Origin of the sequence: Octadecabacter temperatus, assembly GCF_001187845.1 — a bacterium.
In the GTDB taxonomy this organism is placed as follows: domain Bacteria; phylum Pseudomonadota; class Alphaproteobacteria; order Rhodobacterales; family Rhodobacteraceae; genus Octadecabacter; species Octadecabacter temperatus.
This window is the reverse complement of sequence record NZ_CP012160.1, coordinates 1,129,851-1,155,484: the sequence shown is the minus strand read 5'-3', so window position 1 is coordinate 1,155,484 and position 25,634 is coordinate 1,129,851. Positions and strand designations below refer to the sequence as shown.

General features: G+C 54.3%; 15 protein-coding genes and 1 tRNA gene. 6 read left to right on the top strand and 10 right to left on the bottom strand.

Annotation, left to right across the window (positions count from 1 at the left end; genetic code table 11):
• Positions 1-15: 15 nt before the first annotated feature.
• The 3 genes from OSB_RS05915 to OSB_RS05905 all read right to left on the bottom strand — a co-directional run bounded on the left by OSB_RS05915 (position 16) and on the right by OSB_RS05905 (position 12,678).
• Positions 16-11,802 (bottom strand): DUF7507 domain-containing protein, encoded by an 11,787-nt coding sequence (locus OSB_RS05915; RefSeq protein ID WP_049834117.1) that lies wholly within the window; start codon positions 11,800-11,802, stop codon positions 16-18.
• A 46-nt stretch (positions 11,803-11,848) separates the two neighbouring features.
• Entirely contained in the window at positions 11,849-12,298 is a 450-nt protein-coding gene (locus OSB_RS05910; protein WP_049834116.1) for a hypothetical protein, read from the bottom strand.
• A gap of 304 nt (positions 12,299-12,602) precedes the next feature.
• Positions 12,603-12,678 (bottom strand) — tRNA-Thr (locus tag OSB_RS05905).
• A 142-nt stretch (positions 12,679-12,820) separates the two neighbouring features.
• On the opposite strand from OSB_RS05905, the gene OSB_RS05900 reads away from it, so the two are divergent.
• Entirely contained in the window at positions 12,821-13,696 is an 876-nt protein-coding gene (locus tag OSB_RS05900; RefSeq protein WP_049836067.1) for a hypothetical protein, read from the top strand.
• Positions 13,686-14,543: a PhzF family phenazine biosynthesis protein gene (locus OSB_RS05895; protein WP_234967352.1), complete on the top strand. Its 858-nt coding sequence runs from the start codon at positions 13,686-13,688 to the stop codon at positions 14,541-14,543. Before OSB_RS05900 ends, OSB_RS05895 begins: the two co-directional genes overlap by 11 nt.
• 34 nt (positions 14,544-14,577) lie before the next feature.
• On the opposite strand, the gene OSB_RS05890 is transcribed toward OSB_RS05895, so the two are convergent.
• Positions 14,578-14,835: a DUF2312 domain-containing protein gene (locus tag OSB_RS05890; protein WP_049834115.1), complete on the bottom strand. Its 258-nt coding sequence runs from the start codon at positions 14,833-14,835 to the stop codon at positions 14,578-14,580.
• A 117-nt stretch (positions 14,836-14,952) separates the two neighbouring features.
• Between OSB_RS05890 and OSB_RS05885 the strand changes: the two genes are divergently transcribed.
• The gene (locus OSB_RS05885; RefSeq protein WP_143831207.1) at positions 14,953-15,168 is read left to right on the top strand and encodes a hypothetical protein; all 216 of its coding nucleotides are present in this window, start codon (positions 14,953-14,955) and stop codon (positions 15,166-15,168) included.
• On the opposite strand, the gene OSB_RS05880 is transcribed toward OSB_RS05885, so the two are convergent.
• Positions 15,165-16,499, bottom strand: a complete 1,335-nt coding sequence (locus OSB_RS05880; RefSeq protein WP_049834113.1) for an enoyl-CoA hydratase/isomerase family protein — start codon at positions 16,497-16,499, stop codon at positions 15,165-15,167. The genes OSB_RS05885 and OSB_RS05880 overlap by 4 nt on opposite strands.
• A 169-nt stretch (positions 16,500-16,668) precedes the next feature.
• Between OSB_RS05880 and OSB_RS05875 the strand changes: the two genes are divergently transcribed.
• The gene (locus OSB_RS05875) at positions 16,669-17,094 is read left to right on the top strand and encodes a protein tyrosine phosphatase family protein (RefSeq protein ID WP_049834112.1); all 426 of its coding nucleotides are present in this window, start codon (positions 16,669-16,671) and stop codon (positions 17,092-17,094) included.
• Positions 17,095-17,100: 6 nt separating this feature from the next.
• Here the strand turns inward: OSB_RS05875 and OSB_RS05870 are convergent, their stop codons facing one another.
• The 5 genes from OSB_RS05870 to OSB_RS05850 all read right to left on the bottom strand — a co-directional run bounded on the left by OSB_RS05870 (position 17,101) and on the right by OSB_RS05850 (position 22,881).
• Positions 17,101-18,069: a FliM/FliN family flagellar motor switch protein gene (locus OSB_RS05870; RefSeq protein WP_049834111.1), complete on the bottom strand. Its 969-nt coding sequence runs from the start codon at positions 18,067-18,069 to the stop codon at positions 17,101-17,103.
• Positions 18,070-18,152: 83 nt separating this feature from the next.
• The gene (locus OSB_RS05865) at positions 18,153-20,837 is read right to left on the bottom strand and encodes an ATP-binding protein (RefSeq protein ID WP_049834110.1); all 2,685 of its coding nucleotides are present in this window, start codon (positions 20,835-20,837) and stop codon (positions 18,153-18,155) included.
• Positions 20,834-21,118, bottom strand: coding sequence for a hypothetical protein (locus tag OSB_RS05860; RefSeq protein WP_049834109.1), 285 nt, complete (start codon positions 21,116-21,118; stop codon positions 20,834-20,836). Before OSB_RS05860 ends, OSB_RS05865 begins: the two co-directional genes overlap by 4 nt.
• A gap of 18 nt (positions 21,119-21,136) precedes the next feature.
• The gene (locus tag OSB_RS05855; RefSeq protein ID WP_049834108.1) at positions 21,137-21,505 is read right to left on the bottom strand and encodes a response regulator transcription factor; all 369 of its coding nucleotides are present in this window, start codon (positions 21,503-21,505) and stop codon (positions 21,137-21,139) included.
• A 107-nt stretch (positions 21,506-21,612) separates the two neighbouring features.
• Complete coding sequence (locus OSB_RS05850; RefSeq protein ID WP_049834107.1) at positions 21,613-22,881, bottom strand: XRE family transcriptional regulator; 1,269 nt, start codon at positions 22,879-22,881, stop codon at positions 21,613-21,615.
• A 225-nt stretch (positions 22,882-23,106) separates the two neighbouring features.
• Between OSB_RS05850 and OSB_RS05845 the strand changes: the two genes are divergently transcribed.
• Both OSB_RS05845 and OSB_RS05840 read left to right on the top strand, forming a co-directional pair.
• Positions 23,107-24,459 carry a substrate-binding protein gene (locus OSB_RS05845; RefSeq protein WP_049834106.1) on the top strand — a complete coding sequence of 451 codons (1,353 nt, stop codon included), beginning with the start codon at positions 23,107-23,109 and terminating at the stop codon, positions 24,457-24,459.
• Between the two features lie 105 nt (positions 24,460-24,564).
• The gene (locus OSB_RS05840) at positions 24,565-25,596 is read left to right on the top strand and encodes a branched-chain amino acid ABC transporter permease (RefSeq protein WP_049834105.1); all 1,032 of its coding nucleotides are present in this window, start codon (positions 24,565-24,567) and stop codon (positions 25,594-25,596) included.
• The last annotated feature ends 38 nt before the right edge of the window (positions 25,597-25,634 follow it).

Genomic DNA, 25,634 nt, shown 5'->3' with positions numbered 1-25,634 from the left:
CTCTCACTCGTCTTTCTACTGCAACCGGTTGATCGTGCGTTCAATGGGCAGTCGTCCTGCACCAGTGTCGCGCCAGCGGTCACGGATCAAGGCTTCTAGCCTATCCATACGGTCACGCGCCAGTTGCTGACTTTCGTCGGCGCGGTAATAGGTCAAACGCAGCACGGAAGGATCTTCTTGCAGTGCCGCAACCAATTGATCGACACCCTGTCGCAGCGCAGGCGTTATTTCTTCCGAACCCGGCGCAAAAGCGCTGTCCATTAGATCGATGTCAACGACAGTCGCGATCGTTGCGCCGAAGTTCAGACGCGCCATGGTGCCTGCGGTCACGCGGATAACGCGCGGGTTTTCCGTTGTGACCTGATACCCGCTTGGTAGCGAGCGTGTATCTAGCTTGAGAGTGAAGTTTTCACCGGTATCACCAGGCAATGCCGCACAAGGTACGCTGTAGCGCCCGTATTCATCTGTCGTGATGATCGTACCGTCCACTGTCGACAATCGTACATTTGGCAAGCCCGGCTCGCCGTCTGGCTCAATAATCGGAGCTACAGTGAATTTACCGCCATCGTAAGTCTGATCAGTAATACCGCGATCTTCAATCACGCCGTCCTGATAGCCATTCATGTTCCGATCATCGAACACTTTGCCAATGATGTCTGTACAATCGAACACGGCCTCAACGGGTAGACGCAGAGTTGCGCTGGCAACGTTAGACACGCGTGCGCCCGACGGGTCGAGCACATAGGCTTCGTTCACGATATCGCCCAAACCACCATCGCTCACACGCGCTTGCACCGTGATCGTGACGGTCTCACCAGCGGCAATCGTGACGTCAGGCCATGTCAGAGTGCGGCCTGCGACGTCAGGTTGAGGGCTGGCGGCACCGTTATAGGTCGCGCTGTCAGGCGTGTAGGTCAGGCCCGCTGGCATCGCATCAACCAAGGTCAAATTGGCCTCATCGGTGGCAAGGTTGTTGGTGAACAGCATCGTATAAGTAACAGTCTGACCAACAGTTGCGCGGTCTGGAGTGACCGTTTTCACAGCGAGGATATCGGGGTCGGCACCTGCGATTACGGTCGCAGTTGCGCTGACTGCCGATGTGATACGATCGGACGTCGCGCTAAACACGTTTGAGCCTTCTGGCTGCCCATTGGTTACGTCATAGGTAACCGTCAGCTCGATCGTGCCTGTCGCCCCCGGAGCGAGAGACGTTCCGGCCGAAGCCATAACAATATCACTTGTACCGTTGTAACCCAGATTTGCCGTTCCGGTGGTGAAATCTTTCAAAACTGGCGTCGCAACTGAGCTGAGCGTTGCTGGCGAAACAAATGCCGTCAGATCATCTTCGAGGACCAAGTTGGTTTGCGTCACATTGCCGAGGTTGGTCAGCGTCATCGTGAAGGTCACTTCAAAGATATTCGGGGCGATGCGCGTCGGTGTGCTGGCAACTTTCGTGGCTTCCATCGTGTCGATCTGAGTGATCGGCGCTGGAGTTGGAGTACTACCGTCGCCACCATTTGGAATGTCTGACACGTCTGATACGGACGTCCCGTTTGGTGCGACACCTGTTGCCGTTGCGGTGTTGCTGACACCGCCGCTGTCCACATCAGCCTGCGTCAATGTGTAGGTAACACGGTAAGTCAGGATGCCATCCACTGCCAACAAAGCCGGATCGCCAGGCGACACTACGGCCACCGTTACAGGGTCCAGAACCGTGCCGTCATTATTGGTCATGGTGTCGACGATAACCACATCGCGCAATGTCGCTTCGCCAGTGTTGGTGACCGTGATCAGGAATTCGACCTGTTCAAGTGCTGCGTCACCGACGCTGACAAATTCTTTCACAACGGTAAGCGCTGGAACCGGAATAATGGCAAAAAGAGTGTCATCATCTTCGGAATTACCATCAGTATCATCGCCATTGTCAGATTGGTCGGTCACTGGATCACCGCTTGGGTCACTGCCGCCGGCTGTGGCTGTGTTTACCAAACCGCCTGCATCAACGTCGTCTTGCGTGATCTCGTAAGTAAAGGACCAAACCCATGCCTCGCCCGGATCAATCCCGTCGGCATTGCCAGAAGTCAGGGTAGGCCCAGTTGTTACGCCAGTCGCCACCCCCCCGTCAGCGCGCGTGATGCTGTCTGTGATCGTGTGATCAGTCAGCGTGACGTTGCCAATGTTTGTTGCGGTAATCACATATGTGATCAACTCGCCCGGCGCCGGATTGCCCAATGTCGGATCGCGTGGAACAATTGTCTTAACCGTATTGATCGCCGGACCTTGGACGATCGGAACTTCGGTTGGATCATCAGTGGTGTTGCCATCACTGTTGTCGCCGTCATCAGACGTGTCAAACGCTTCTGTGTCATCCCGCGCTGTCGCGGTTACGTCGACCGAGTTGGACAATCCACCAGCATTCAAGTCGGCTTGGCCCAATGTATAGGTCGCGGTGTAGACCCAAGTTTCGGTAACATCGACTTCGTCGTCGTCGTCTGTGTCGCCAGACTGGTACTCAAACGGCGCATCAAGACTAACAACCTGACCATTGTTTCTCGTCATGGTGTCAACGATCGTTGGCGTGTTTAGCGACACGTTGCCAGTGTTTTCGACAGTCAGCGTATAGGTGATCTCGGACCCAACGGTCGTACCCCCAACACTGGCTGTTTTGACGGCTACAAGCGCTGGCTCCGCATCTGGACCTTCGGCTGTATTTGTCGCGGTAGCTGGAACTTCTGTTTCAAATGGATCAGTGGCTGTCGCGTTCGCCACGTTGATGATCTCGCCTGCATCAACGTCTTCTTGAGTGACTTCATAAGACAAGGTGCAGCTGTTGTCGTTTGCGCCGACATTCAGGCGCGCGATCGTACAGCTATAAGCCGGATCAACGATGTCATCCGTAATCGTGACGTCAAAGAGGGTGACGGTACCGTCGTTTGTTGCCGTGAATGTGTAAAGGACGCTGGTCCCAACGGCGCCAAACGGATCAGGGTTCGCAGTTTTGCTGAGTACAAACGAAGGTTCGGCGTCGGGCATTCTGGTGATGATTTCGTCACCACCGAGAACCTCTTCGCCCTGCGGATCAACCGCAGAAACGCTCGCCGTGTTTACCAGTGTTTCACTATCAATATCGTCTTGCGTGACGATGTAAGTGTCAGAACAAATAAGCTCGGCATCAACAGCCAATTCGTCGACTTCACAGGTGAGATCGGGCAGCAAAATATCAGTGGCACTGATGTTGGTCAGAGTCTGGTTGCCTGTGTTCGTGATCGTCAGTGTATACGTCAGAACTTGATCAACTGCCGTAACAGGCAAAGTCTCAACGGACTTCACAAGCTCGATCAGTGGGGCTGGGTCGGCAGGCGTTGTTTCCGAACCTGCTGGAGACTCTACGGTGGTCGGCAAATCGCCAAATGATGTCTGCGCCGTTGCTTCATTGAACACTTCGCCCGCATCCAAATCGTCCTGCGTGACTTCATATGTACCTTGGCAGGTAACCACCTCATCCGATCGGAAATCAGGGTCTGCATCAGGGCCGACCGTGGTTGATGTGAAGCAAGTAATCGGGCTCTCGACGATCATCGGGTCGACCACCAAAACATCATTGGAGAAGGACACCTCACCCGTGTTGGTCACGGTAAACTCATACGTTAGAATATCACCGACAGTATCAAACATTGTCGCCGCTTCATCGCCATTTACTGCGAACAGCGTTTTGACGGTGTTCAGTGCTGGTGTGCCGTCATTCGGGATCGTCTCACTTGCAGTAGGCGAGGTCGTGGTGCCGTCCGTCGCCGTCGCGTTGTTAGTAACCACACTCAGGGTGTTGTCATCGACTGTGACTTCGTAGGTAGCAGTACAAACGTAGGTGCCGTCAGGTGCAATGCCTGTTGACGGGAACGTTGGGCAACTGATGTCGGCGCTGTCGATCTTGTTGTCAGAAATCGTAATCGGATCCGTAATCGTCACGTTACCGGTATTGGTTACAGTGTAGGTATAGCTTGCAATTGCCCCAACGAAAAATTCGTCTGCCGGCATGTCATCCGCGACCTTCAGCAATTCAAGTTCCGGTTCCTGCAACGCTGGAACTGTAACTTCTGCTGGCGTTGTTTCGTCAGATTCATCGCTCAGCGCTGTCGCGGAGTTTGTGATCGATCCGTCATCGATGTCTTCTTGGGTAACGAAATACGACCCTGTGCAGTTGAGGGTATCACCAGGTGCAAGTGGTGTTGGATCACAGGTTATTGCTTGGGCAGGAACTGCGCCTGTAATCATTGCATCATTGATCGTGATTGGATCGGTTAGCGTTATGTTTCCTTCGTTTGTAACAGCGAAGTTAAAGACCAGCTCTTGGTCAACGGCGTTATATGTAGGTCCGCCTGAAAGCAGCGTCTTGATCATGGAAATTTCAGGCTCTGCAGCGATATCAAGTTCGGTCGGATCATCGCCGCCGCCTGTACCGTTGTCTGTCACGTCACTCGCCGAGCCGCCGGACGGATCATTACCGGTTACGGTAGCCGTATTGACGATACCGCCCGCGTCAATGTCTTCTTGAGTCAGTACATACGTCGCCTGATACGTTGCAATCTCGCCCACCAGCAAAGTGCCTTCGACCGAGTTTTGATCAGCCGAAACGAATGCTGGTGGTGTGGTCAGTGTCAACGGCGTGCCATCTGCGCGGGTCAATGTATCACTGGCCACTGCAACGCTGTTCAGCGTGACGTTGCCGGTGTTCTCAATCGTGATCTCAAAGATTACTGTTTCATCCACGGCAGTTGTTCCAGACAGAATAGTTTTCAGACCTTCGACTGCTGGTTCATAGTCGATCGGGAACGGAGTCGGCTTGCTGCCTGCGCCCGTTCCGTCGTCTGACGTATCTTCAACATCGGTACCAAATGGATCGGTCGCCTCAGCTAGAACGGAGTTAGACAGACCACCCGCGTCGATGTCGTCTTGTGTAATCACATGGCTGACTGTGTAGGTCCAAATCTCACCCACATCCAATGTACCAGCAGTGCCAGTCGTCGCCGAATCGCCTGATGCATAAGCAGGAATAGGGGCCGGCATGACTACCGTCGTGTCCAAACGGGTCAGCGTATCGGTCAGGACCGGAGCCGTGAGGCTGACATTACCGTCGTTCTGAACCGTGATCTCAAACGTGACTGTAGTTGTTGGCGCAACCGGATCGGGTTCCACCGACAGAGTTTTAAGCGCAACAAGCGACGGGTCGGCCGCTTCAACCGTGACCGTTTCGTCAGCGGTGACTGGGTCTAGCGTGGTGCCAGAAGGCGGTGTCGGTGTCGCGGTGACAGTATTGGTCAGATCCGCACCCGCATCGATGTCTGCTTGAGTGACGATATAGGTCGCCTCAAGAACCACAACATCATCTGGTGCCATCGTGGCGATAATTCCGCCGTCTTCAATAGCGAGCGGAAGGTCCGCGCCAGCAGCGGACGTGTGGTTGTCTACCAACGTCACCGGTTCCAGCGTCACATTACCAGTGTTGGTCACTGTGTAAGTGTAGGTAATCGTGTCACCCGCCTCTACGTCCGTCGTGTCAGACGCAACTTTGGTTACTGTCATCTCAGGATCGCGCACAGCAGGAAGCGTCACGCTATCAGTGGCTTCGATCGGCGAGGTGCCATAGTCGTTTGGCGCAGTGACAGTGGCGATGTTGGTCAATCCATTTTCATCCGCGTCATCCACGTCTTCCTGCGTCACCGTATAGCTGCCGGTACAGGTGATGAAGTCAGAGGGCTCAAACCCGTCCGCGGGAATGTCGTCACAAATCAAACCAGTCGGTATTTTGTCATCACTCAAAGTCGGTTGATCAAAGATCGTTACGTTACCGGTGTTGGCAATTACGTAAGTATAATCGATCTGTTCGCCTTCAAAGCTGAACTCAGTCGCTTCGGTTGTTTTGTTCACGGTGAGTTCTGGCTCAAAATCTGGCCCGTCGACCTCAATGTCGTCTTCTCCAGTGACGTCTTCTGCACCGGGTGTGACAGGTGTGCCGACGGCGCTGGCCACGTTGGTCAGCTCGCCTGCATCTATATCTTCCTGTTGGATTTGGTAAACGAAGATACAGCTGCTGTCACTTTCATCAGGTGCCAACGGACCGGCGATCGTGCAGCTCGCCGTGCTGCCATCGGGAAAATCGTCCGTCACCACAATGTCGCGAAGCGTGACGTCGCCACTGTTGGTCACCGTGATCGTAAACGACACCGGCTGACCCGCGTCCGTATAGGTCGCCGCAGAGCCTGGCGTCAGATTTTTCTCTACGCTCACAGCACCTGTGTCAGTAATTAGGTCCTGTTCGTGTACGGCCGGATCCGGTTGAACCAGCGTGCCGTCAGGCGACGAGCCCTCAGCCGTGGCCGTATTCTCCAACGCAACCTGTGCATCGATGTCATCTTGCGTCACCTCATAGGTGCCCACACAGACCAGCTCCTCCCCTGCTCCGTTCAGACCGGCCTCAAGCGTGAATGGTGACGTCACCGATGTGCCGTCAATGGTACAGGTCAACGTCGGGATCAGCGGATCGTTCACCGTGATGCCACTGACGCGCTGGTTGCCCGTGTTCGTCGTGGTGATCGTGTATCCAAGCACATCGCCAACCGCCGCTTCCGCAGGGCCGTCTGTCATATCTTTGGCCGTGGTTAGTTCAGGCTCTGCAGATCCATCAACAGTCACAGTTTGTGCTGGCGAGACAACGGTAGTGGTAGCAGTAAATTCAGTTTCGGCGATAGCGTTGTTGGTGACAAAGGCCGACGTCAGCCCCCCTGCCCCGTCACCTTGAACGGCATCCAGATCATCCTGCGTAACAAAGTAGGTCGCTGTACAGGTTGTTTCTTCGTCTGGCGACAAACGGTTGTCAGCGGTCGGAAGACAGGCGATGTCGACACCGGGGAACTTATCATCTGTGATTGTGATCGGGTTTTCAAACGCAGGACGCAAGAACACACCCGGGCTTGTTTCTACACCGATTGAGGTGTTGGTCACCGTATAAGTATAGACAATCGGATCATCTACAGCGCTGAACGTCGCTACGTCGGCCTCTTTAAGCATCGACATTGACGGGTTTGAATCTCCCGGTACGGTTTCATCCGCAGGCGGGCTTTCGGTGCCGCCACCATCTGTGGCCGTCGCAATATTGGTCACGGAGCCAAGTTCAACGTCGTCAGTGGTGATCGTGTAACTCGCTGTACAAACCATCGGAGCGTCTGTCGGAGCAAGGTCAACCAAAGGACAGTTAATGGTACCAATAAGGTTGTCTTCGATCGTGATCGGGCTGGTCAGTGTCGTGTTACCAGTGTTGGTGATCGTGTAGCTATAAAGGGCCACGTTACCAGAGGCGAAGGTGGTTGTGGGTGCGCTGCCCGGTGCCGGTTCTTGTAGACCGGTCAGTACTTTCACCATTTCCATTTCAGGGGTCTGAATCGCGGTCGCGATTGCGGTCGCAGGGACCGGAGTTACCACGGGGTCGGTTCCAAAGGTCGTGGCTGCTGTAGCTGAGTTGGTAAAACTACCGTCGTTTATGTTTCCCTGTTCGGGTGACCAAGTGGCCGTACAAGTCACAGTGTCACCAGGCGCGATGTCGACTGGGCCAACCGCTGGACAAGTCAGCGTCGTGGGGTCGAGGTTTAGATCTGTGACTGTCACTGTATCCGTCAGGGTCACGTTGCCTGAGTTGGTAACAACAAACTGGAACGTCACGATATCATCTGTTGCGGAGTAGGTAGAAGGCGTGCCAGGCGCGATAGATTTTGCAATCTCAAGCCCAGGATCCTGAAACGCGGTTACCATTTCTGTGACTTCAGCCGAGGACACTTCAGCTGTGCCTGTCGGATGGGTCAAAGACGGCACAACTGTTTGACGAATTGTCGCTGTTGCATCGTTGGTAACGACACCGGCATCCAGATCATCCTGATTTACCGCATAGGTCGAAGTACAGGTAATGCTTTGAAGTGGTGGCAACCCAGCTGCCGGTAACACAGGACATGTCACCGTAGTCTTATCGTCCGCCACCGTTATCGCCGCTGTTAGGGTCATATTTCCGGTGTTCGTGACAACGTAATCGTACTCAATTACATCCCCCACATCGCTGAAGTTCGCCCCTGAGGTCGCCGTCTTGGTCATGTCCAGCAGCGGCAATTGCGCAGGTCCCAACAGTGACACGGTATCCGTCGCTGTCGTCGTGCCGTCGGTCACAGTGACGGTATTCGAGAACGATCCGCGGTCGACGTCTTCTTGTTGCACGGTATAAATCGTACTCAGCGCCGGGGCGCCGGTGTCACAGGTTGTCGTGGATGCTCCGGGAGCAAGGTCTGGAAGTGTACAGGAAAAGCCGGTCAGGTCGTCCGTAAGAACAAAACCCTCTAAAGTTACGTTGCCGTCGTTGGTGACTTCAAAGGTAAATGTCTCTGTTGTCGGCGGTGTGTCCAGATTGTCAAAGCTCGCCGTGCCGTCGCTTTCGGTTTTGACAACGCTGATCGAAGGCGCAATGTCTTCCAGATCAACCACTTCACTAGACGTGACTGGATCAACCGTGGTGCCAGAAGGCGGTGTCGCCGTAGCCGACACGGTGTTGGTCACATCCGCGCCCGCATCGATATCGTCTTGCGTAATCACATAAACGGTGGTCAGCGTCACACTGTCCCCCGGCGCCAATGTCGCAATCACGTTGGACGGCGAGAAGGTCAGCGATTGAGTGCCACCAGCGCTTGTATGAGTATCCGTCAACGTAATGTCGGTCAGCGTCACAGTGCCATCGTTGGTCACAACGTGGCTGTAGGTAACAATTGTCCCCTCGGCCACCTCAGTGTCGTCGCTGGCTGTCTTTTCGATCGTGAATGAAGGCGTACGGGTCGGGCCGGTGACAGTGACATCGGACATAACGCTTGCAGCGTCTGTTGCGGATGCCGTCGCCTCGTTAAAGACGCTTCCTGCATCGATGTCTGCTTGTGTGATTTCGTAGGTGCCCACACAGCTGTCATCGCTCGCAAGCGGTGCGAGCGTTCCAATGTTACAAGTTAGACCAAGTGTTGCGTCGGTAATGACAACGTTCTCAAGCGTAAGTGTTCCCGCATTCGTCACTTCGATCGCATAGTTGATCGTCTCACCAACAGTCGTGAAGGACGTGGTGCTGGCAGACTTATCTAATTCAAGAATAGAGGTCCGAAACGCAGGCCTCATTCTAATCGTGTGCACATCCGTCGCCGTTTCGGTAAGGCCCGTTGGGCTTGTTCCAAGCGCGTTAGCTGTGTTGACGATTTCACCTAAATCCACATCTTCCTGCGTGACAAAGTAACCGCCTGTGCAACTGCTATCCGTCGCACCCGGCGCTAGATCCGTGATGGTGCAGGACAGCGTCGGGATAAGTGGGTCCGTTACCACAACAGACGTCAAAGTTTGCGTTCCATCGTTGGTCACCGCAAAGGTATACTCAATCTCTTCGCCCAAGGTTTGGTAACGATGATGTATTCCGCTTACAGGCAAACCCTCCTTCACAAGCGATAGTTGCGGGACAATGTTCGCTAGTACTGTTGCAGAGCTGCTTGGGGATGTAACCGTTAGTCCACCAACTTCAAAAGACGCCGACGCGGTGTTGTCCACCTGCCCCGTATCGATGTCACCTTGGCTTACAGGTCCGTATGTCCGTGTACAGCTAAAGCTGTTTGGCGTTGACCCACTAGAAACCGGGAACAGGTTCAACGGTTGTTCCGAACAGGTGAACGGTGCGCCGATTAACGGGTCATCAATAGTGATCGGCTGGCTGCTTGCGATGGGGGTTTCGCCAGAGTTGGTAACAGTAAAGGTGTAGGTAATAGTATCGGCCAGATCGTCATAGCTCGGAGTGTCCGCAACCTTATCCAATGTAATCCCTGGTGCACCGTCTTGCGGGATCGCAACGCTGTCAGTGTTCGAAGTCACGTTTCCATCGCTGGCCGAAGCCACGTTTACAACAGTGCCCGCCGCAACATCCGCACCTGTGATCATATAGGTTTCGCGGCATTCAATTGAATCCCCAGGCGCAATGTCACCTGGAGGACAAGTGATCAGCGACCCAAATTTATCGTCCGTAATCGTAACAGCATCAGTGATCGTCACGTTACCGTCGTTGGTGACCGTATAAACATAGTCGACCGTCGCACCGTCAAAGAAATCCGCGGCAAGAACAGGATCAGGGTCAGACGCTTTTACTAAGCTCAGCTCAGACGTTTGCGTTGCAGGAACTGTCAAAGACACTTCGGGCGATATTATCGTATCGCCATTAGCAGCCACGGCTGTGGCGGAGGCAGTGTTTGTCACGCCACCGTCGTCGATATCGCTTTGCAACACGTCATAAGGATCGGCGATTGACGTACAGGTCACGCTGTCACCGGGGTCGAGCGTTACCACTGGGCAGACTACGTCGACTTTGTCGTCACTCACTGCGAGTGTGTTTAGCTGCGTGTTGCCGTCGTTCGTCAATTCATAGCTATAAACAAGCTCGTCCGTATCGGCGGTGATCGGGTTCGCTCCGCTTTCCAGCGTTTTTACTATGGTCAGGCTGCTTAAAGGCACTGCATCGTCATTATTTGTAAAGGTACAAGTGACTGCCTCCCCCGCCGCCAACGTCAGGCCGTCCGTCAAATCAGTGTCGCTCCCCCCAGTACAAACAAGATCGGTTTGCGTATAACCTGTTGGTCCGGCTTCGCTCAGGCTGTAGTCCCCAGCCGTAACCGTTCCGCTGATGCCTGTGGCGCCCGACAAAACTGTCGGCCCTGTCGCAGTCAGGGTCCACTCAGAAGGAACCGCAGTTCCATCGTTATCGTTTACGACCGTCTTCTGAAGCGTCAGAACGGGATCAGATGGAAGCGAATTTGTAATCGTGCAAGCAATATCGTCGCCAACATCGAGGGTCCCACCCGCAATCGTCAACGACGCTGTCGCTTCGGAAAACGTCCCAATGGACTCGACCCCGTTTCGAGTACAAGAGATATCCGTGACCTCCCATCCCGACGGTAAGGTCTCGGTTAACACAAATGGATCGGCGAGGTCTTGGATCAGAAACTCCAAGCCGTCGGTTGCAGAGGTGCCGGATGTTGTTGTTGTAATCGACGACGTGTTGCCACCAGTTGCGCTGTTAATTTCTGCATTTGATACCGAGTAGTCGAAAGTCCCGGTGTCGCCATTCGATATCTTTGAAATAGAAGAAATCGCTGCGGCGGTCGGGATTGTAAAACGAGCCAATCCATCAGCATCGCCAATCCGACACTTTGGACCCTCAAACTCCCAATCCTTATTGTCTCCTACTCGTTGAACCCAATCCAAAACGGGTGAGACCATAAGGTTTGGATCGACTGCCCCCGTCCCTAAGGGATCACAAGACATCGTGAATGAAACAGTTCCAGCCGTACCAGGCGTGCCTCCATAGACATCGCCGCAGTCACCATCACCGTCGATGTCGTCAAAAATGGACGAGCCTGCGGATGGGTCCGCCGGATCATCTGGTGTAATGCCCAATGCGGAATGGGCACATTCCTGATAGAACACCTGTTCAGTTCCGCCAGATGGCGTGGATAGCCCAAATCGGAAGTCATATCGGTTCGAGTTTGTAAAAAATGAATAATCGAATGAAACGTCAACCGTATCACTGGGGGAACCGCAACTACCGACAATCTGGACATTAGCTACGGAAACTGCGCCGGCGTCTTTTGCTGAGCAGCTCGGCAATGTGTAAGGTAGTGGACCAGTTTGGGTTGTCTGGGAAAGCGTCGCCGTTGGCAGAAAAAATGGGGCCGCAAGAAAGATTGCTCTCATTGTAACGTTGCTAAAAGTCAAACTTCTGAGCCCTTTTCTAAAAAAATCATACACCTAGTGGCCCATCCTGTGCTTGGTATCCGTTGATGAACAGCTTGATGTCATCCTCACCAAAGCCATCCGGCTGGGTGCCGCCATCCCAAGCCGAAAAACGCACATCCATTCGCGCAATGGACCCACCGAAATAATCGAAACAAGACGAAAACCCGCAATCCAACGAGATGGGGTCGTTTACAGTAAACGGATTGCCGCGAAACGCGACAGGCTGACCATTGTTGTTAAATCCGCGAAAAGCGCCATCCGGATCGCTAAACTGGTAATAAATGTTACCGTTTGCGCCGGTCAGAACGATAACAACGCCACCAGCAGCCGGATATTCTGGCGGCAAAGGCAATGAAGTCGGCGCAGGAACGTTCTCTGTGTAAGGGGTCGCCAGAGTCGAACTTGACCAAATGCTCAGAAGCAAGATCATGGCTACCTGAAAAAGGTGTTTCATATACTTACGCGCCCATGTCCGTCTTAATTATACTTATTAGAAATTTATCAGGCATAGATCGCTTAGAAGCAAGGTCGCACCCAGTAATATTTTCCCCCTAGAGTAGAAATTTTGGATAGGTTGAAAATCGAAAATGGTTTAAGTAATTGGTGCCAACTGCGGGAGCCACGATGACATCAGAATCGAGGCACCACAGGGCCGTACAAGATGTGCCCCCATACCCTCATGCCGTTTGCAGGACCAACTCCAGCAATAGCAGCCAAAGCGCGAGCTACAGTAAGCTCTTTGATATTCATGAGTGAAATGGTGCCCCCACACGGACTCGAACCGCGGACCTACTGATTACAAATCAGTTGCTCTACCAGCTGAGCTATAGGGGCACTGGGCGCTGCTTTAAGGAACCTTTTGGGTTCGCGCAAGAGGGTCTGAACAGAAATTTGCATCAAGAGCGGTTCCACTAGTGATAAATCGAGCATAAGGTCTGAAAAACAACATTTCACAACGATGTCAGGCGCGGAATTAATGCAGATTGTTTATCACATCGGTGCGAATTGTACGGATCAGGACCGCCTACTTAAGTCTGTCCTTAAGAATGCTGAAACATTCGCCGAACAGGGCGTGAAGGTTCCCGGACCCGGCAAGTACAGACGTCTGATTCGTGAAACAATTCAAGCGCTTGATGGGCAACAACCCGCGAGCGATACTCGCGAAATTTTGATGGATGCGATTCTTGACGATGAACAATGCAACCGCGTTGTAATGAGCCATGCTCAGTTTATGTGCGTGCATCGGCGTGTATTTGAGGACGGTATTTTCTACACGCTCGCCGAACAGAAGCTTCACGGCCTTTCGGACCTGTTTCCGGACGATGATATTGAAATTTTTATCGGTCTTCGCAATCCAGCGACGTTCATTCCCGAGACATTCGGGGACAGCAATACAACGAGCTTCAACAACTTCATGAACGGGATCGCTCCACTCGATTTGCGTTGGTCTGATCTGATTGCGCGGATCCGCAATATATTGCCACGCGCCAGCCTGACGGTTTGGTGCAATGAGGACACCCCGCTTATCTGGGCGCAGCTTATTCGTGAGCTGGGCGGCGTTGATCCCCTCACCAAAATTACCGGCGGGTTTGACCTTCTCAGTGCCATCATGAGCGCTGATGGCATGAAACATTTCGTCACTTATCTAAAGGCCAACCCTCCCCAGACCGAACAGCAAAAGCGGCGTATCATTGCGGCGTTCTTAGAGAAATACGCGCTGGAAGATGAAATCGAGGACGAAATCGACATCCCAGGTTGGACGGAAGAAACCGTGGACCAGCTGACGGCGAATTATGACGAAGATATTGACCGGATCGTCAGCATGGAAGGTGTGAATTTCATTGGCCCGTGATCGTAACCCAAAATCCCGCGCATTCATGCAGTGCGACGTTTTCAGCACGACCCCAACCGGTGGCAACGGGCTGGCGATCGTATTGGACGGTGACGGGCTTAGCGACGATGAAATGCAGGCCTTTGCGCGTTGGACCAATCTGGCTGAGACGACATTTGTTTGCCCTCCGAGCGACCCTGATGCGGATTACGACATTCGAATTTTCACAGTCTCACGGGAAATGAAGTTTGCAGGCCACCCCACATTGGGAACTGCGCAATGCTGGTTGGCGGCAGGAAACAGCCCTAAGATCACAGGCAAGATCGTACAAAACTGCGGTGTCGGTCTGGTCGAAATTGACCTAACAGGTGATGTGCCCGCCTTTGTCGCCCCACCGACCACGATCTCACCGATGCCCGACGATATTTTGACCCGTTTATTAGGCCAGTTCGACCTTGATCCAGCGCAGGTTCGTGGCGCTGCCGTCTTGAACAATGGCCCCGAATGGCATGTCATCGAAATGGCTGAGGCGCGTGAAATTCTCGCGATCGATATGGACGCTCTTGGCCAGACTGAAAATGTCGCGCTCGGGTTGATTGCGGCCCACCCGGACGGCCGACCAACCAACTATGAGGTGCGAATGTTCGGAATGTTGTACGGCATTAAGGAAGATCCGATTACCGGATCACTGAACGCCGCGCTTGCCCATTGGTTCCAACAACTAGGACGCGCGAACGACCCCTATATGGTGGCACAAGGGACCAAGATAGGGCGTAGCGGCCGCGTACATGTCCTTCCGACACCCGAAGGTGACATCAAGATCGGTGGCCATACGAATATCTTGATTGAGGGTCACGTGACCCTCTGAATAGCCTGAATGTTAAACGTCCCCTTTGGGACGATTACATGCCAAGCGCTTCTTTATACATTTCCAACACCGCTTCTTCTTCGGCGATGTCATCGCTGTCACGCTTGCGCAGTGCGATCACTTTGCGCATGACTTTGGTGTCGTAACCACGACCCTTGGCTTCTGCCATCACTTCTTTTTGCTGCTCGGCAAGGTCTTTTTTCTCGGCGTCCAAACGTTCAATCCGTTCAACGAACTGGCGCAATTCGTCTGCGGTTACGCGGTAGCTTGCATCGGTGGAAGTGTCAGACATATCGGGCCTCATTTAGGTTGGATCGGCCCCTTCCCTAACCCTCCCAGCGCCGCGCGGCAAGCGGTTGCGTGCAGCGCGTGGGCGCGGTACCCGATGTCTGGAAAACAGGAGACGCAAATGGACCTACTCATCAGCATTGGCGCCGTCATTTCGGTGATTGGCCTTGTCGGAATTATTCTGAGCATCCTGAAAGTGCGACGCGCCAAACGCGAGGCGACCAACGATGAAGAGTTGCGTGCGAAAGTTCAGGCTGTGCTTCCCCTGAACTTAGGATCATTCCTGTTGTCCGTGATCGGCCTGATGTGCGTCGTTGTCGGCGTGATCCTCGCCTAAGATCGCAAGATCGCGTCAAAGCCGCCCGCGTCTTTGATCGCGTCATCCAGCAGATCCGGTACAGCCCAGTTATCGCTGTCTTGCGCCCAAACCCGCATGTCTTTGCGTAAGCTGATAAGCCCAAGCGTTTGCGCAGCACGCATCGGACCACCTTTTCGGCGCGGAAAACTGATCGCGTGAACCGCGATTGCATCGATGTCTGAGGGCCGCTGAACTGCACCTTCATCAACACAGGCCGCGCCTTCAACAAGAAGCGCTGCGATCAATTTGCGCTCAACGTTGGAATTACTTTCGGTTTTCGTTCTGCCGCCAAACGGCCCTTTTCGAAATCCGTAAGCGACCATTGCGCCGTCAACGTCAGCCTCGTTTGCGCCGTTATCTACAAGGTTTTCCGCAGCCTTAAGAAACGCTTTACGCAACCGGTTTGCCACCGCTTTGCCCATCGGTACGACGGGGCGGAAAACGCCATCGTCCTTCTCAAGCAAGGCATTGTCGACCTTGCGTTCCGCCATGAAAACATGACGCAATGCGACAGATTGTGGATGTTCAAGACAGCGCGCAAATGCGTCGGCTTCAAATGCCAACCCCGCGTCAAACGGCAGCAAGGCCGCAACCTCAACGCAATCGACCACCCTTTCAGGCGCGTTAAGCGGGTTGTCCTTTAAACTCTCACGTGCGTGCGCAATCGCGGCAGCATGGGCCCGCACGTCTTGAAAATGTGTCCGATTTGCTCGCGTTGATCTTGGGCCTTGCTCGCGCGCAACCAAGTTGTTTGCGAACGCAATAGCGCCAGACCCGAGGTCCCCTTGAACGATCCCGTCCACCAGTCCGACACGGTGCGCGACGCCGGCCTCAATCGAGCTAGTGGACACCATCAACTGAAGCGCGCGTTCGGCCCCAATAAGGCGTGGCAGCCGCTGGGTACCACCTGCACCAGGAACAAGGCCCAGCGCGACTTCTGGCAGTCCAAACCGCGCATCCGGTGACGCGAGCCTGTAATGCGCTGCAAGCAACAGTTCCGCCCCACCGCCTAATGCTTGGCCATGGAATGCTGCGACGACAGGTTTGGAACAGGCTTCGATGTGGTTACACAACTGCGACAAGGACGGCTCACTTGCTGGATTGGAAAACTCACGAATGTCAGCGCCTGCTGAAAACATACGCCCCGCAGCCATTAACACGGCCGCTTTGATATCTGGGTTTGCGTCAATGCGTTTGAAGACTTCCCATAGGCCTGCCCGCAACGGTGCCGAAAGCGCATTCACAGGGGCCGCGTCCAGCGTGACGACGGCTATGCCGTCTATAACTCGAAACCGCACCAAACGCGCCATGCCACATCCTTATCCAGCGGGCCTATGAAACCGCCGCCCCACTTTGGTTAACAGAATGGCGGCCTGAGCGAAAAAGGGAAAGCCCCCAAACGCATCAATCTGGCGTTGCGTGGTTCGATTAGTGACTTGTCGGGCTAGACCTGCGCCGCGACAGGTATTAAATCGGGGTATGGATATACGCCAACTGACCCCCGACTACGCCGTTTCCCCACAGATTGACCCGCAGGACTTACCTGCGATCGCTGCGCTTGGGTTTACGACCATTATCAACAACCGCCCGTGTTCTGAAATCCCGCCGTCCCATCAAGTGGACGCGATGCAAGCGGCCGCAACTGCAGCTGGGATTGAACTTGTGGTTCTGCCCGTCACGCACGCAACGCTATCAGTTGACTTGGCAGCCCAACAGCAAGACGCCTGTTCACAGGCAAAAGGTCCAGTTCTCGCCTACTGTGCATCCGGTACGCGCAGCACAATCGTTTGGGCGCTTAGTCAAGCTGGAAAGCGTGACACTGATGAGATCATGCAAACCGCCGCGCAAAACGGCTATGATTTGTCGATGATGCGCGGACAGCTGAACGCCCTAGCAGGCAGCTAAACCGATTTAACTATCGACCAAATCCGACGAAGTCGGGTTCGGTTCCTTCGCGGTTTCGACAAACTGTTGAACAGGCGCCAGTTTCGGCGGGGCGTCCTGCATATCAACTTGAGCATCCTCAATCCGCACGGCCCGTTTACCTGCCACCTGCCCCAGACGCGCCGTTGCAACCTTTTCACCGCCCGGCCCAGTCAGCGTGACGGACCCAACGGTTGTTCCGGCCAGTTGCACCACCTGCCCCACTTCGAACGCGTCAATCTTGCCGATGGGCAAAGTCATTTTGGAAAGAACTGCATCCAGATCGGCGGGCGCGTCATCCAAGGCGTCGCGCAGGTTCGTTGACCACGCATTTGAGTCTTCAACGGGTTGCGGGGCGTTGTCGCTTTGGGGGCGTAACGCGATCATCATCTCACCTTGTGCTTCCCCCCCGCCCAATTGAACCGTGACCCGCCAGACGCGATATTGGCCTTGCATCATAACCAGCCCAGCCGTGCGCAGATTTTCGACAGGGCCTATGTCATACGCGGCCATGTTAAAATCTGGTGTGCCAAATTCGACCTCTCCTAATTCGGCAAGCAGGTTTGCAGCAAATGGGACCGTCATCACCGCGTCCGTGCGTGTGACAGCACGCTGCGTTTCCGCCAAGGGGAGCAAACTACCCATCGTTTGCATTTCGATCAATGCGGATCGCAAAGGTTGATCCATTAGAAATAGGCCCGACAAGCCTGCGGCGTCTCCGGTACGCAGCCCCAATACGATCCATCCGTCAGGCCCGTCTGCGATAAGGCTTTCCGCATCCATCGCTTCTTCAGAAATCCCTAGAACGGACGCGGATAAGCCGACAGCATTGTCTGCGGCGCGCCCCAGCGCACGGCGCATCTGTCGCGTGGGCGACGTCGCACTTTCAGCTTGCTCGGACGCAACCGGTTGCGAGTGCCCAAGTTTGTGGGCCAGGATCGGATTTACCGCGTCCATCAGGGCTGCCTTTTGTCAAAACTCATGGCTCTTTGTAGGGGCGGTGTGGTTACCAACACCCTAACAACACAACAAAGTTTTCACTATTGTGCCGCCAAGGCTTGCGTTTGTGGCAGCGTCACCCGAAACGCTGCACCGCCTTGGCCTGGAAGGTACGTAACATCCCCCCCAAGCGCGCCCATAATTTGACGGCAAATCGCAAGCCCTAGACCCGCGCCCCCCGCCTTTCCTTCGTCTTCAAGCCGCGAGAATTTCTCGAAAATCATGGATTGGCTCTCGTTTGGGATGCCTTCGCCATTGTCGCAAAAATCGACAACCGTTTCGCCCCCGATTTCACGTACAATGATCCGCAACTGTGGCGTTTCCGACGTGCAGTATTTTGCGGCATTGCTGATGAGATTAATGAACACCTGCGCCAGTCGGTCTAGATCGGTGTTCACGACAACAGCCTCGTTTGCAGGCTTGCGCATGATCTTGAGCTTCCCAGTATCCGCGCCGGACGCAATCACCGCGCGGTCCAATACGTCCGCCAAACTGCCCTGCCCCAAATTCAACTGCACCTGCCCGCTTTCCAGAACACCAAGGTCCAGCAAGTCATCCAGCAAACGGGTCAAGCGGTTGGATTCTTCGTGTATAATTCCTGCAAAGCGTTTACGCGCATCGTCCTCAACTTCGCCGTCTCGCAAAATATCCGAAAATGATCGGATCGACGTCATTGGCGTGCGCAGTTCGTGGCTGATCTGGCTTAGGAACGCATCCTTCTGGATCGACAGCGCCGTCAACATTTCATTGGCCTCAAGAAGGGCGCGTGCGGTACGTTCTTGCTCAGCGCTTTTGGCTTCCAATTCGTTGGAATATTCCATGATTTGCGCGGTTTCATCCGCCACCGCAATAAGGTCTTCAACGGACACCATCGTACCTTCGGTCAACTGACCGATCATCGCGTGTGCCGTGGCCGCGCCGACGGAACCGGATAATTCACGCTCTAAGCGTCCAATAAAATCAGGTGTCACATCCGGCAAGAACCCGACTTTACCTTGAGATTTTGCTTCTGCCCTAAATGTTTCCTGCGCTACGGATCCACCAAGGATACGCTGCGCCATGACCAACAGGTCTTCGGCTTGTGCCGCCGATTGTGACCACGTGCGCGCACCGCTTGAATAATCAAACACATTCACAAATTGCGCCCCCTGCAAACGTTCCAACGGGTTCGGGAATGTCAGGATGGAAACCACCATAAACGAGGTGGTGTTCAGGAATATCGACCAGAACAACGCGTGCACGAACGGGTCCATCCCAGTGACGCCAAACAGTGCCTGTGGGCGAAGCCAGCCGATCCCGAATGGCCCGTTCTCGAATACGGATTGGGAAATCGCAGCATCAACCCCGAAGCTCGGCAAGAAACTGGTCCATGCCCAGACTGTAAACCCGACCAAAAGACCAGCACCTGCCCCCCATCGATTGGCCCCGCGCCAAAATACGCCGCCAATCATCGCAGGCAGCACCTGCACAACGCCCATAAAGGACACGAGCCCGATAACCGCCAATGCCGTGCCGCCCCCAGACAAGCGGAAGTAAATGTAGCCAAACGCCAAGATCATCCCAATGGAAATACGCCGTGAGATCACGACCACGCGCCGCACGTCACCTGACACCACCGCCCCCGGCGTGCGGGCGTTCAACCAGCTCGGTACAATGATGTGGTTGGACACCATCGTCGCCAAGGCCAAAGTCGCTACGATCACCATGGATGTCGCAGATGAAAAGCCGCCAAGGAAAGACAAGATCGCAAGGCCCTGCCGCCCCTCGCTAAGGGGCAGTGTCACCACGAACAAGTCAGGGTTCGCGCCTTCTGGCATCAGATCAAGCCCGACGACGGCGATCGGCACGACAAACAGGCTCATCAACAACAGATAGGCCGGAAATGCCCAGCTTGCGGTGCCCAGCGCGCGTTCGTCAGAGTTTTCAACGACCAAAACTTGAAACATCCGCGGCAAACAAAGGAATGCACCGGCAGAGACGAAAATTAGACCGATCCAGCGCCCTGAAATCGGCCGCCACTGTGATTGTGCTGACGCATCGATAAGGTCCAGTGTCGGCCCGACCCCGCCGGCGATGCCCCAGACGACGAAAATACCAACCGCCAAAAGCGCAAACAGCTTCACCACGGCCTCAACAGCGATGGCCAGAACGATCCCGTGGTGACGTTCATGGGCGTCTAGATTTCGCGTACCAAATGCGACCGTGAACACCGCCAGCCCCACCGCGACCCACATTGCCGCGCTATTCAGGTCGCGTGGTAGCCATGTTTCACCACTGCTGGCCGCAAAAACTCCGATGGATTGCGTAACAGATTGAAGTTGCAGAGCAATATAAGGTGTCGTTCCGACAATCGCGAGGACTGTTACCATAACGCCCAACACCGTCGACTTGCCGTATCGGGACGAAATCAGGTCAGCGATAGACGTAAGGCGTTGCGTGCGTCCGATGCGCACCAATTTGCGCACCAGCCACCACCACCCAATCATCACCAACGTCGGCCCAAGGTAGATCGTCAGGTATTCAAGGCCAGATCGCGCGGCATATCCAACCGCGCCGTAAAATGTCCACGCGGTGCAATAGATGCTCAGCGACAGTGTGTAGATTGTAGAGGACCGCAGCCATCCGGTTTTGCCCTGCGCAGCGCGGCGTTCAGCGGCAAAGGCCACCAAAAACAAAAACGCCACATAAGCCAGTGACACAAAGACTAGCAGGTTAAACGAAATCATTCGCCGCCACGCGGCGTGCGCGCCTCTTCGTCACGAACCGGATCGCTGAGACGTAACACACGCGACAACGCGTATGCGCATACGATCAACAGCATCCAAAGGAAAAAAATATATATAATTCCACTGCTTGTCAGACTTTGCTCAGGTGCGTTGCGCGGCCACATCAACGGCAAGACCATCAACACCAACGCAATGATTGGCAAGAGGCGTGCACCGTCACGGATGCGACGTTGGCGATAGCTGCTGCGCTCGAGGAATTCGGTACGTTTGGGTTTGCTCATATCGCTGTCCCCACCGCGTTACGGCGTGACCAGTGCGCGAACGCTTTCCAGCACTTCGGCATTTGAGAATGGTTTCGTCATGAACCGCGTCGCCCCAAGATCAATCGCCATTTCGCGATCTTTGGCTTGGCCCCTCGCCGTGAGCATCATGACAGGAACATCCGCCGTTGTTTCTTGGGCCTTCAGGTCACGAAGAATGTCATAGCCCGATCGTCCAGGCAGCATCACATCGAGAATAATCAGATCAGGGACGCCTTGCATCACCTTTTCCATCGCCGTTTCACCGTCAGAATGCGTATGAACCGTCCAGCCATCCTTACTCAGGATATAGCTGACCGCTTCGATAATGTTTGGTTCATCTTCGATAAGAAGGACACGTTGGCCCATATTGTCATACCCTCCCAAAGGTCTGAAATGTCACGCTCTAAGCTCCCCCCTAGACCGGACAGTTTAACTATCGCGTTAACTTACCGCGAAGTCAAAGACTCGCGGTACTAGACAAGGCTCGGATGCCTGCGGCTGGAACACTCTTTCACGGTACACACACGACACCCCGGCCCGACAACATCGGGAAGCTCTTCATTTCGTGCCGGACGCACCAGCATTGTTGCTATCACGCGTGGCTCTGATGAAAAGGACGCATCACCAACAGGCGTTGCAATCGCGAAGCATTCAAAAGGCGTATGCGCTGCGCCAGGAAGACGCACAACGCGACGTATCGCCCTACCCGGTTGGGTCAACGCCTGATAAAGCGGCCAGAGCGGACAAGCTGCGCCAGACCGTGGAAGGCGGAAGTCCAACACCGGCTTTTGAAACGTTACCACGCCAGCCGCATCACAAACGGCCAACCCCATCAACGGATGGTCCTTGTCGCTTGGCAAATGCGCGAGCCGCCGAAAGACCATATCTAGCGGCACATCAAACCTTGCAGCTAAGCGGGCTGGATCATGTGCCGTTGCGTGGGCGGCTTGACTGAAGGCATCAAGTGGTAAGCGTTCGGCGTCTTTTCTGGCGAGGCTGGCCCAATCTTGCAAAATCAACTGTGCCGCTGGATCACCCACATCACCAAAATCCGGTTCTTCCCCCTTATCAATACCGGCAAAGTAAAATGAGGACTCCGCCATCTTTGCTTCCACCTGCTCCATCGCGGATTCAGTTTCGGTATCACCTGCCTCCATCTCCATATCCAAGAACCCCAACAATGCCTGACTACTTTGGGCCAACCGCGCCGAGTCCGTGTCGATGTTGGTGTGAAAGCGGGCTTGCCATTCGCGATCCAGATCCGGTGTTTCGGCAAGAATGCTCGCCGTTGATCGGATCGCCGTCGCAGTTGAGATAACTTCATGCAGTGAATTGGCGATTTGGCTGTCATGGGCCAACCTGTTGCTGAGCGCTTCAGTACGTTCTTCAAGTTGCGCGATACGGCGACGCTGTGCGGCGACCAAGGCCGCCCATCCCGGAAAGCGGGACACCAGTTCTTCCGCGCGGGCATCCTCTACGATCGCTTCAGGGAATGCCGCTGCAGCTTCTTTGATCGGCAACAAAATGGCGTCCGTGGTATCGTCAGAAAGAAGGGCTGCATCGATTTCTAGTACACGTGCGAGATCAGTTAACAATTTTCCGCCGATTCTGCGGCGGTTGTGTTCAATCAGGTTCAAATAGGACCCTGAAATCCCCACAACTTTAGCGACAGTTGCCTGACGCAACCCCAAATCAAGCCTGCGATTACGCGCTCTAGTCCCCGTCAAAACCCTATCCGGCATTAAATTTTCCTAAGCAAATTCATAATGTTTCTGCAGTGTGTAGATAATTTATTTACAACTTACTGCTTTGCCGCGTCGATGTCTTTACAAAACTTTGCAATTAACCCGAGACCTTATTGTCAAGTTTTCAAAATGCCCGTCTATTAAGCAGGCTACTAAAAGCATGTGCAGCCGGGCGGGAGGCCCAAGGTCGTAAGATCGCTGTATCACTCTAGGGAGGATTAAATGTCCAAATCAAACTTTACACGTCGTGGTGTACTGAAGACTGGTGCCGTTGCTGGTGCTGGCCTGACACTGCCAACTTATCTGCGCGCTGATGGCCACGCTGGCTTTACCAACGCTCCAGGCGACTCTGAAGTCGTACTTGGTTTCAACGTTCCACAGACAGGCCCATACGCTGATGAGGGTGCAGACGAACTGCGCGCTTATGAGCTGGCAGTCGAGCACCTGAACGGTGGCGGCGACGGCGGCATGCTGAACACGTTCTCTTCCAAAGTTCTGGACGGTACAGGCATCTTGGGTCGCGAAGTTAAGTACGTAACTGGTGACACACAGACCAAATCCGACGCGGCGCGCGCTTCTGCACGTTCCATGATCGAAAAAGACGGCGCAATCATGATTACTGGTGGTTCATCCTCCGGTGTGGCTGTTGCTGTTCAGGCTCTGTGTCAAGAAGCTGGCGTCATCTTCATGGCTGGCCTTACGCACTCCAACGACACAACTGGTAAGGACAAGAAGGCCAACGGTTTCCGTCACTTCTTCAACTCTTACATGACTGGTGCGGCTCTCGCGCCTGTTCTTGCAGCTCAGTACGGTACAGACCGTAAGGCATACCACCTGACAGCTGACTACAACTGGGGCTACACAACTGAGGAAGCCATCCGTGCCTCCACAGAAGCCATGGGTTGGGAAACTGTTAACTCTGTTAAGACACCTCTTACACAGACTGACTTCTCTTCCTACGTTGCTCCGGTTTTGAACTCCGGTGCTGACGTTCTGGTTCTGAACCACTACGGCGGCAACATGATCAACTCTTTGACATCCGCTGTTCAGTTCGGTCTGCGCGAAGCTCAGGCAAACGGCCAGAACTTCGAAATCGTTGTTCCACTGTACTCCCGCCTCATGGCGCGTGGTGCGGGCGAAAACGTTAAGGGCATCTTCGGTTCCACAAACTGGCACTGGTCCTTGCAGGATGAAGGTTCTCAGGCGTTCGTTCGTTCCTTCGGTACGAAGTACGGCTTCCCACCATCCCAGGCTGCACACACAACATACGTTCAGACACTTCTGTATGCGGATGCTGTTACACGTGCTGGCTCTTTCGCACCTTGTGCGGTTGCTGAAGCTCTCGAAGACTATGAATTCGACGGTTTGGGCAACGGTAAGACACTTTACCGTGGCGACGACCACCAGTGCTTCAAAGACGTTCTCGTCGTGAAGGGTAAAGAGAACCCAGAGTCCGAGTTCGACCTTCTCGAAGTTGTGGAAGTTACACCTGTTGATCAGGTTATGTACGATCCAGCACACCCACAGATGGGCGGCGCAGAAGCCACTCTCGGTGAGTGTAACAACGGCGCGTAAGCGACTTTGTAAAACAATCCGGACGCGCGGCCTTGGCTGCGCGTCCACCCCCACTGCTGCACCCCCTACTCACATTTCCTATTTCCCCGAACCGAGGCCACGTCCATGGACCAGATCATCGTTCAAATTCTCAACGGTCTAGACAAGGGGTCCGCTTATGCGTTGATTGCCCTTGGTTTGACCCTCATCTTCGGCACGCTTGGCGTTGTGAACTTCGCACACGGTGCGCTGTTCATGATGGGCGCCTTCTGCGCCGTTGTTACATCCAAAATTTTGTCTTCATCCCACAAGGTTGTTGACGAAACGCGCACTGACTTCCTCGGTAATCCTCTCGAAGTGGATGTGTTCTACATGCAGGATTGGTTTGGCGAGGCCGCAGGTGCTGCGATTATGGATTGGGCCGTTCCGCTCGCCATTTTGGTCTCTATTCCGGTAATGATCCTGATTGGTTTCGTCATGGAACGCGGTTTGATCAAACACTTCTACAAACGCCCACACGCTGACCAGATCCTTGTGACCTTCGGTCTTGCGATCGTTATGGGCGAAGTCATCAAGTACTACTTTGGTGCGAACCCAATTCAGACCCCTGCCCCAGAAGCGCTTTCTGGTCGTGTGGATTTCGGCGTCTGGCTTGGCTACGGACCGAACGCAATCGTCTACCCGATGTGGCGCTTGGTATACTTCTTCTTCTCCGCTTCGATTATCGCAGCCGTCTTCGCCTTCTTGCAGTTCACAACCTTCGGTATGGTTGTTCGCGCAGGTATGGCTGACCGTGAAACGGTTGGCTTGCTGGGCATCGACATCGACAAGCGCTTTACGTTCATGTTCGGCCTTGCTGCCGCCGTGGCCGGTATTGCCGGCGTGATGTACGCGCCAATCGTTTCCCCTGCCTACACGATGGGTATGGACTGGTTGGTTCTTAGCTTCGTTGTTGTTGTTGTTGGCGGTATGGGCTCTTTGCCTGGTGCTGTTTTAGCCGGCTTCGTGCTCGGTATCATCGAAAGCTTCGCGTCTATGCCAGGTGTCGTTAACCTGCTGCCAGGCATCAACCAAATTATCATTTACGTGGTCGCAATCGCGATCCTGCTGATCCGCCCTCGTGGCTTGATGGGTCGCAAAGGCGTGATGGAGGACTAATCATGACCGATCAAACAACACAGACACCAATTGCCGCT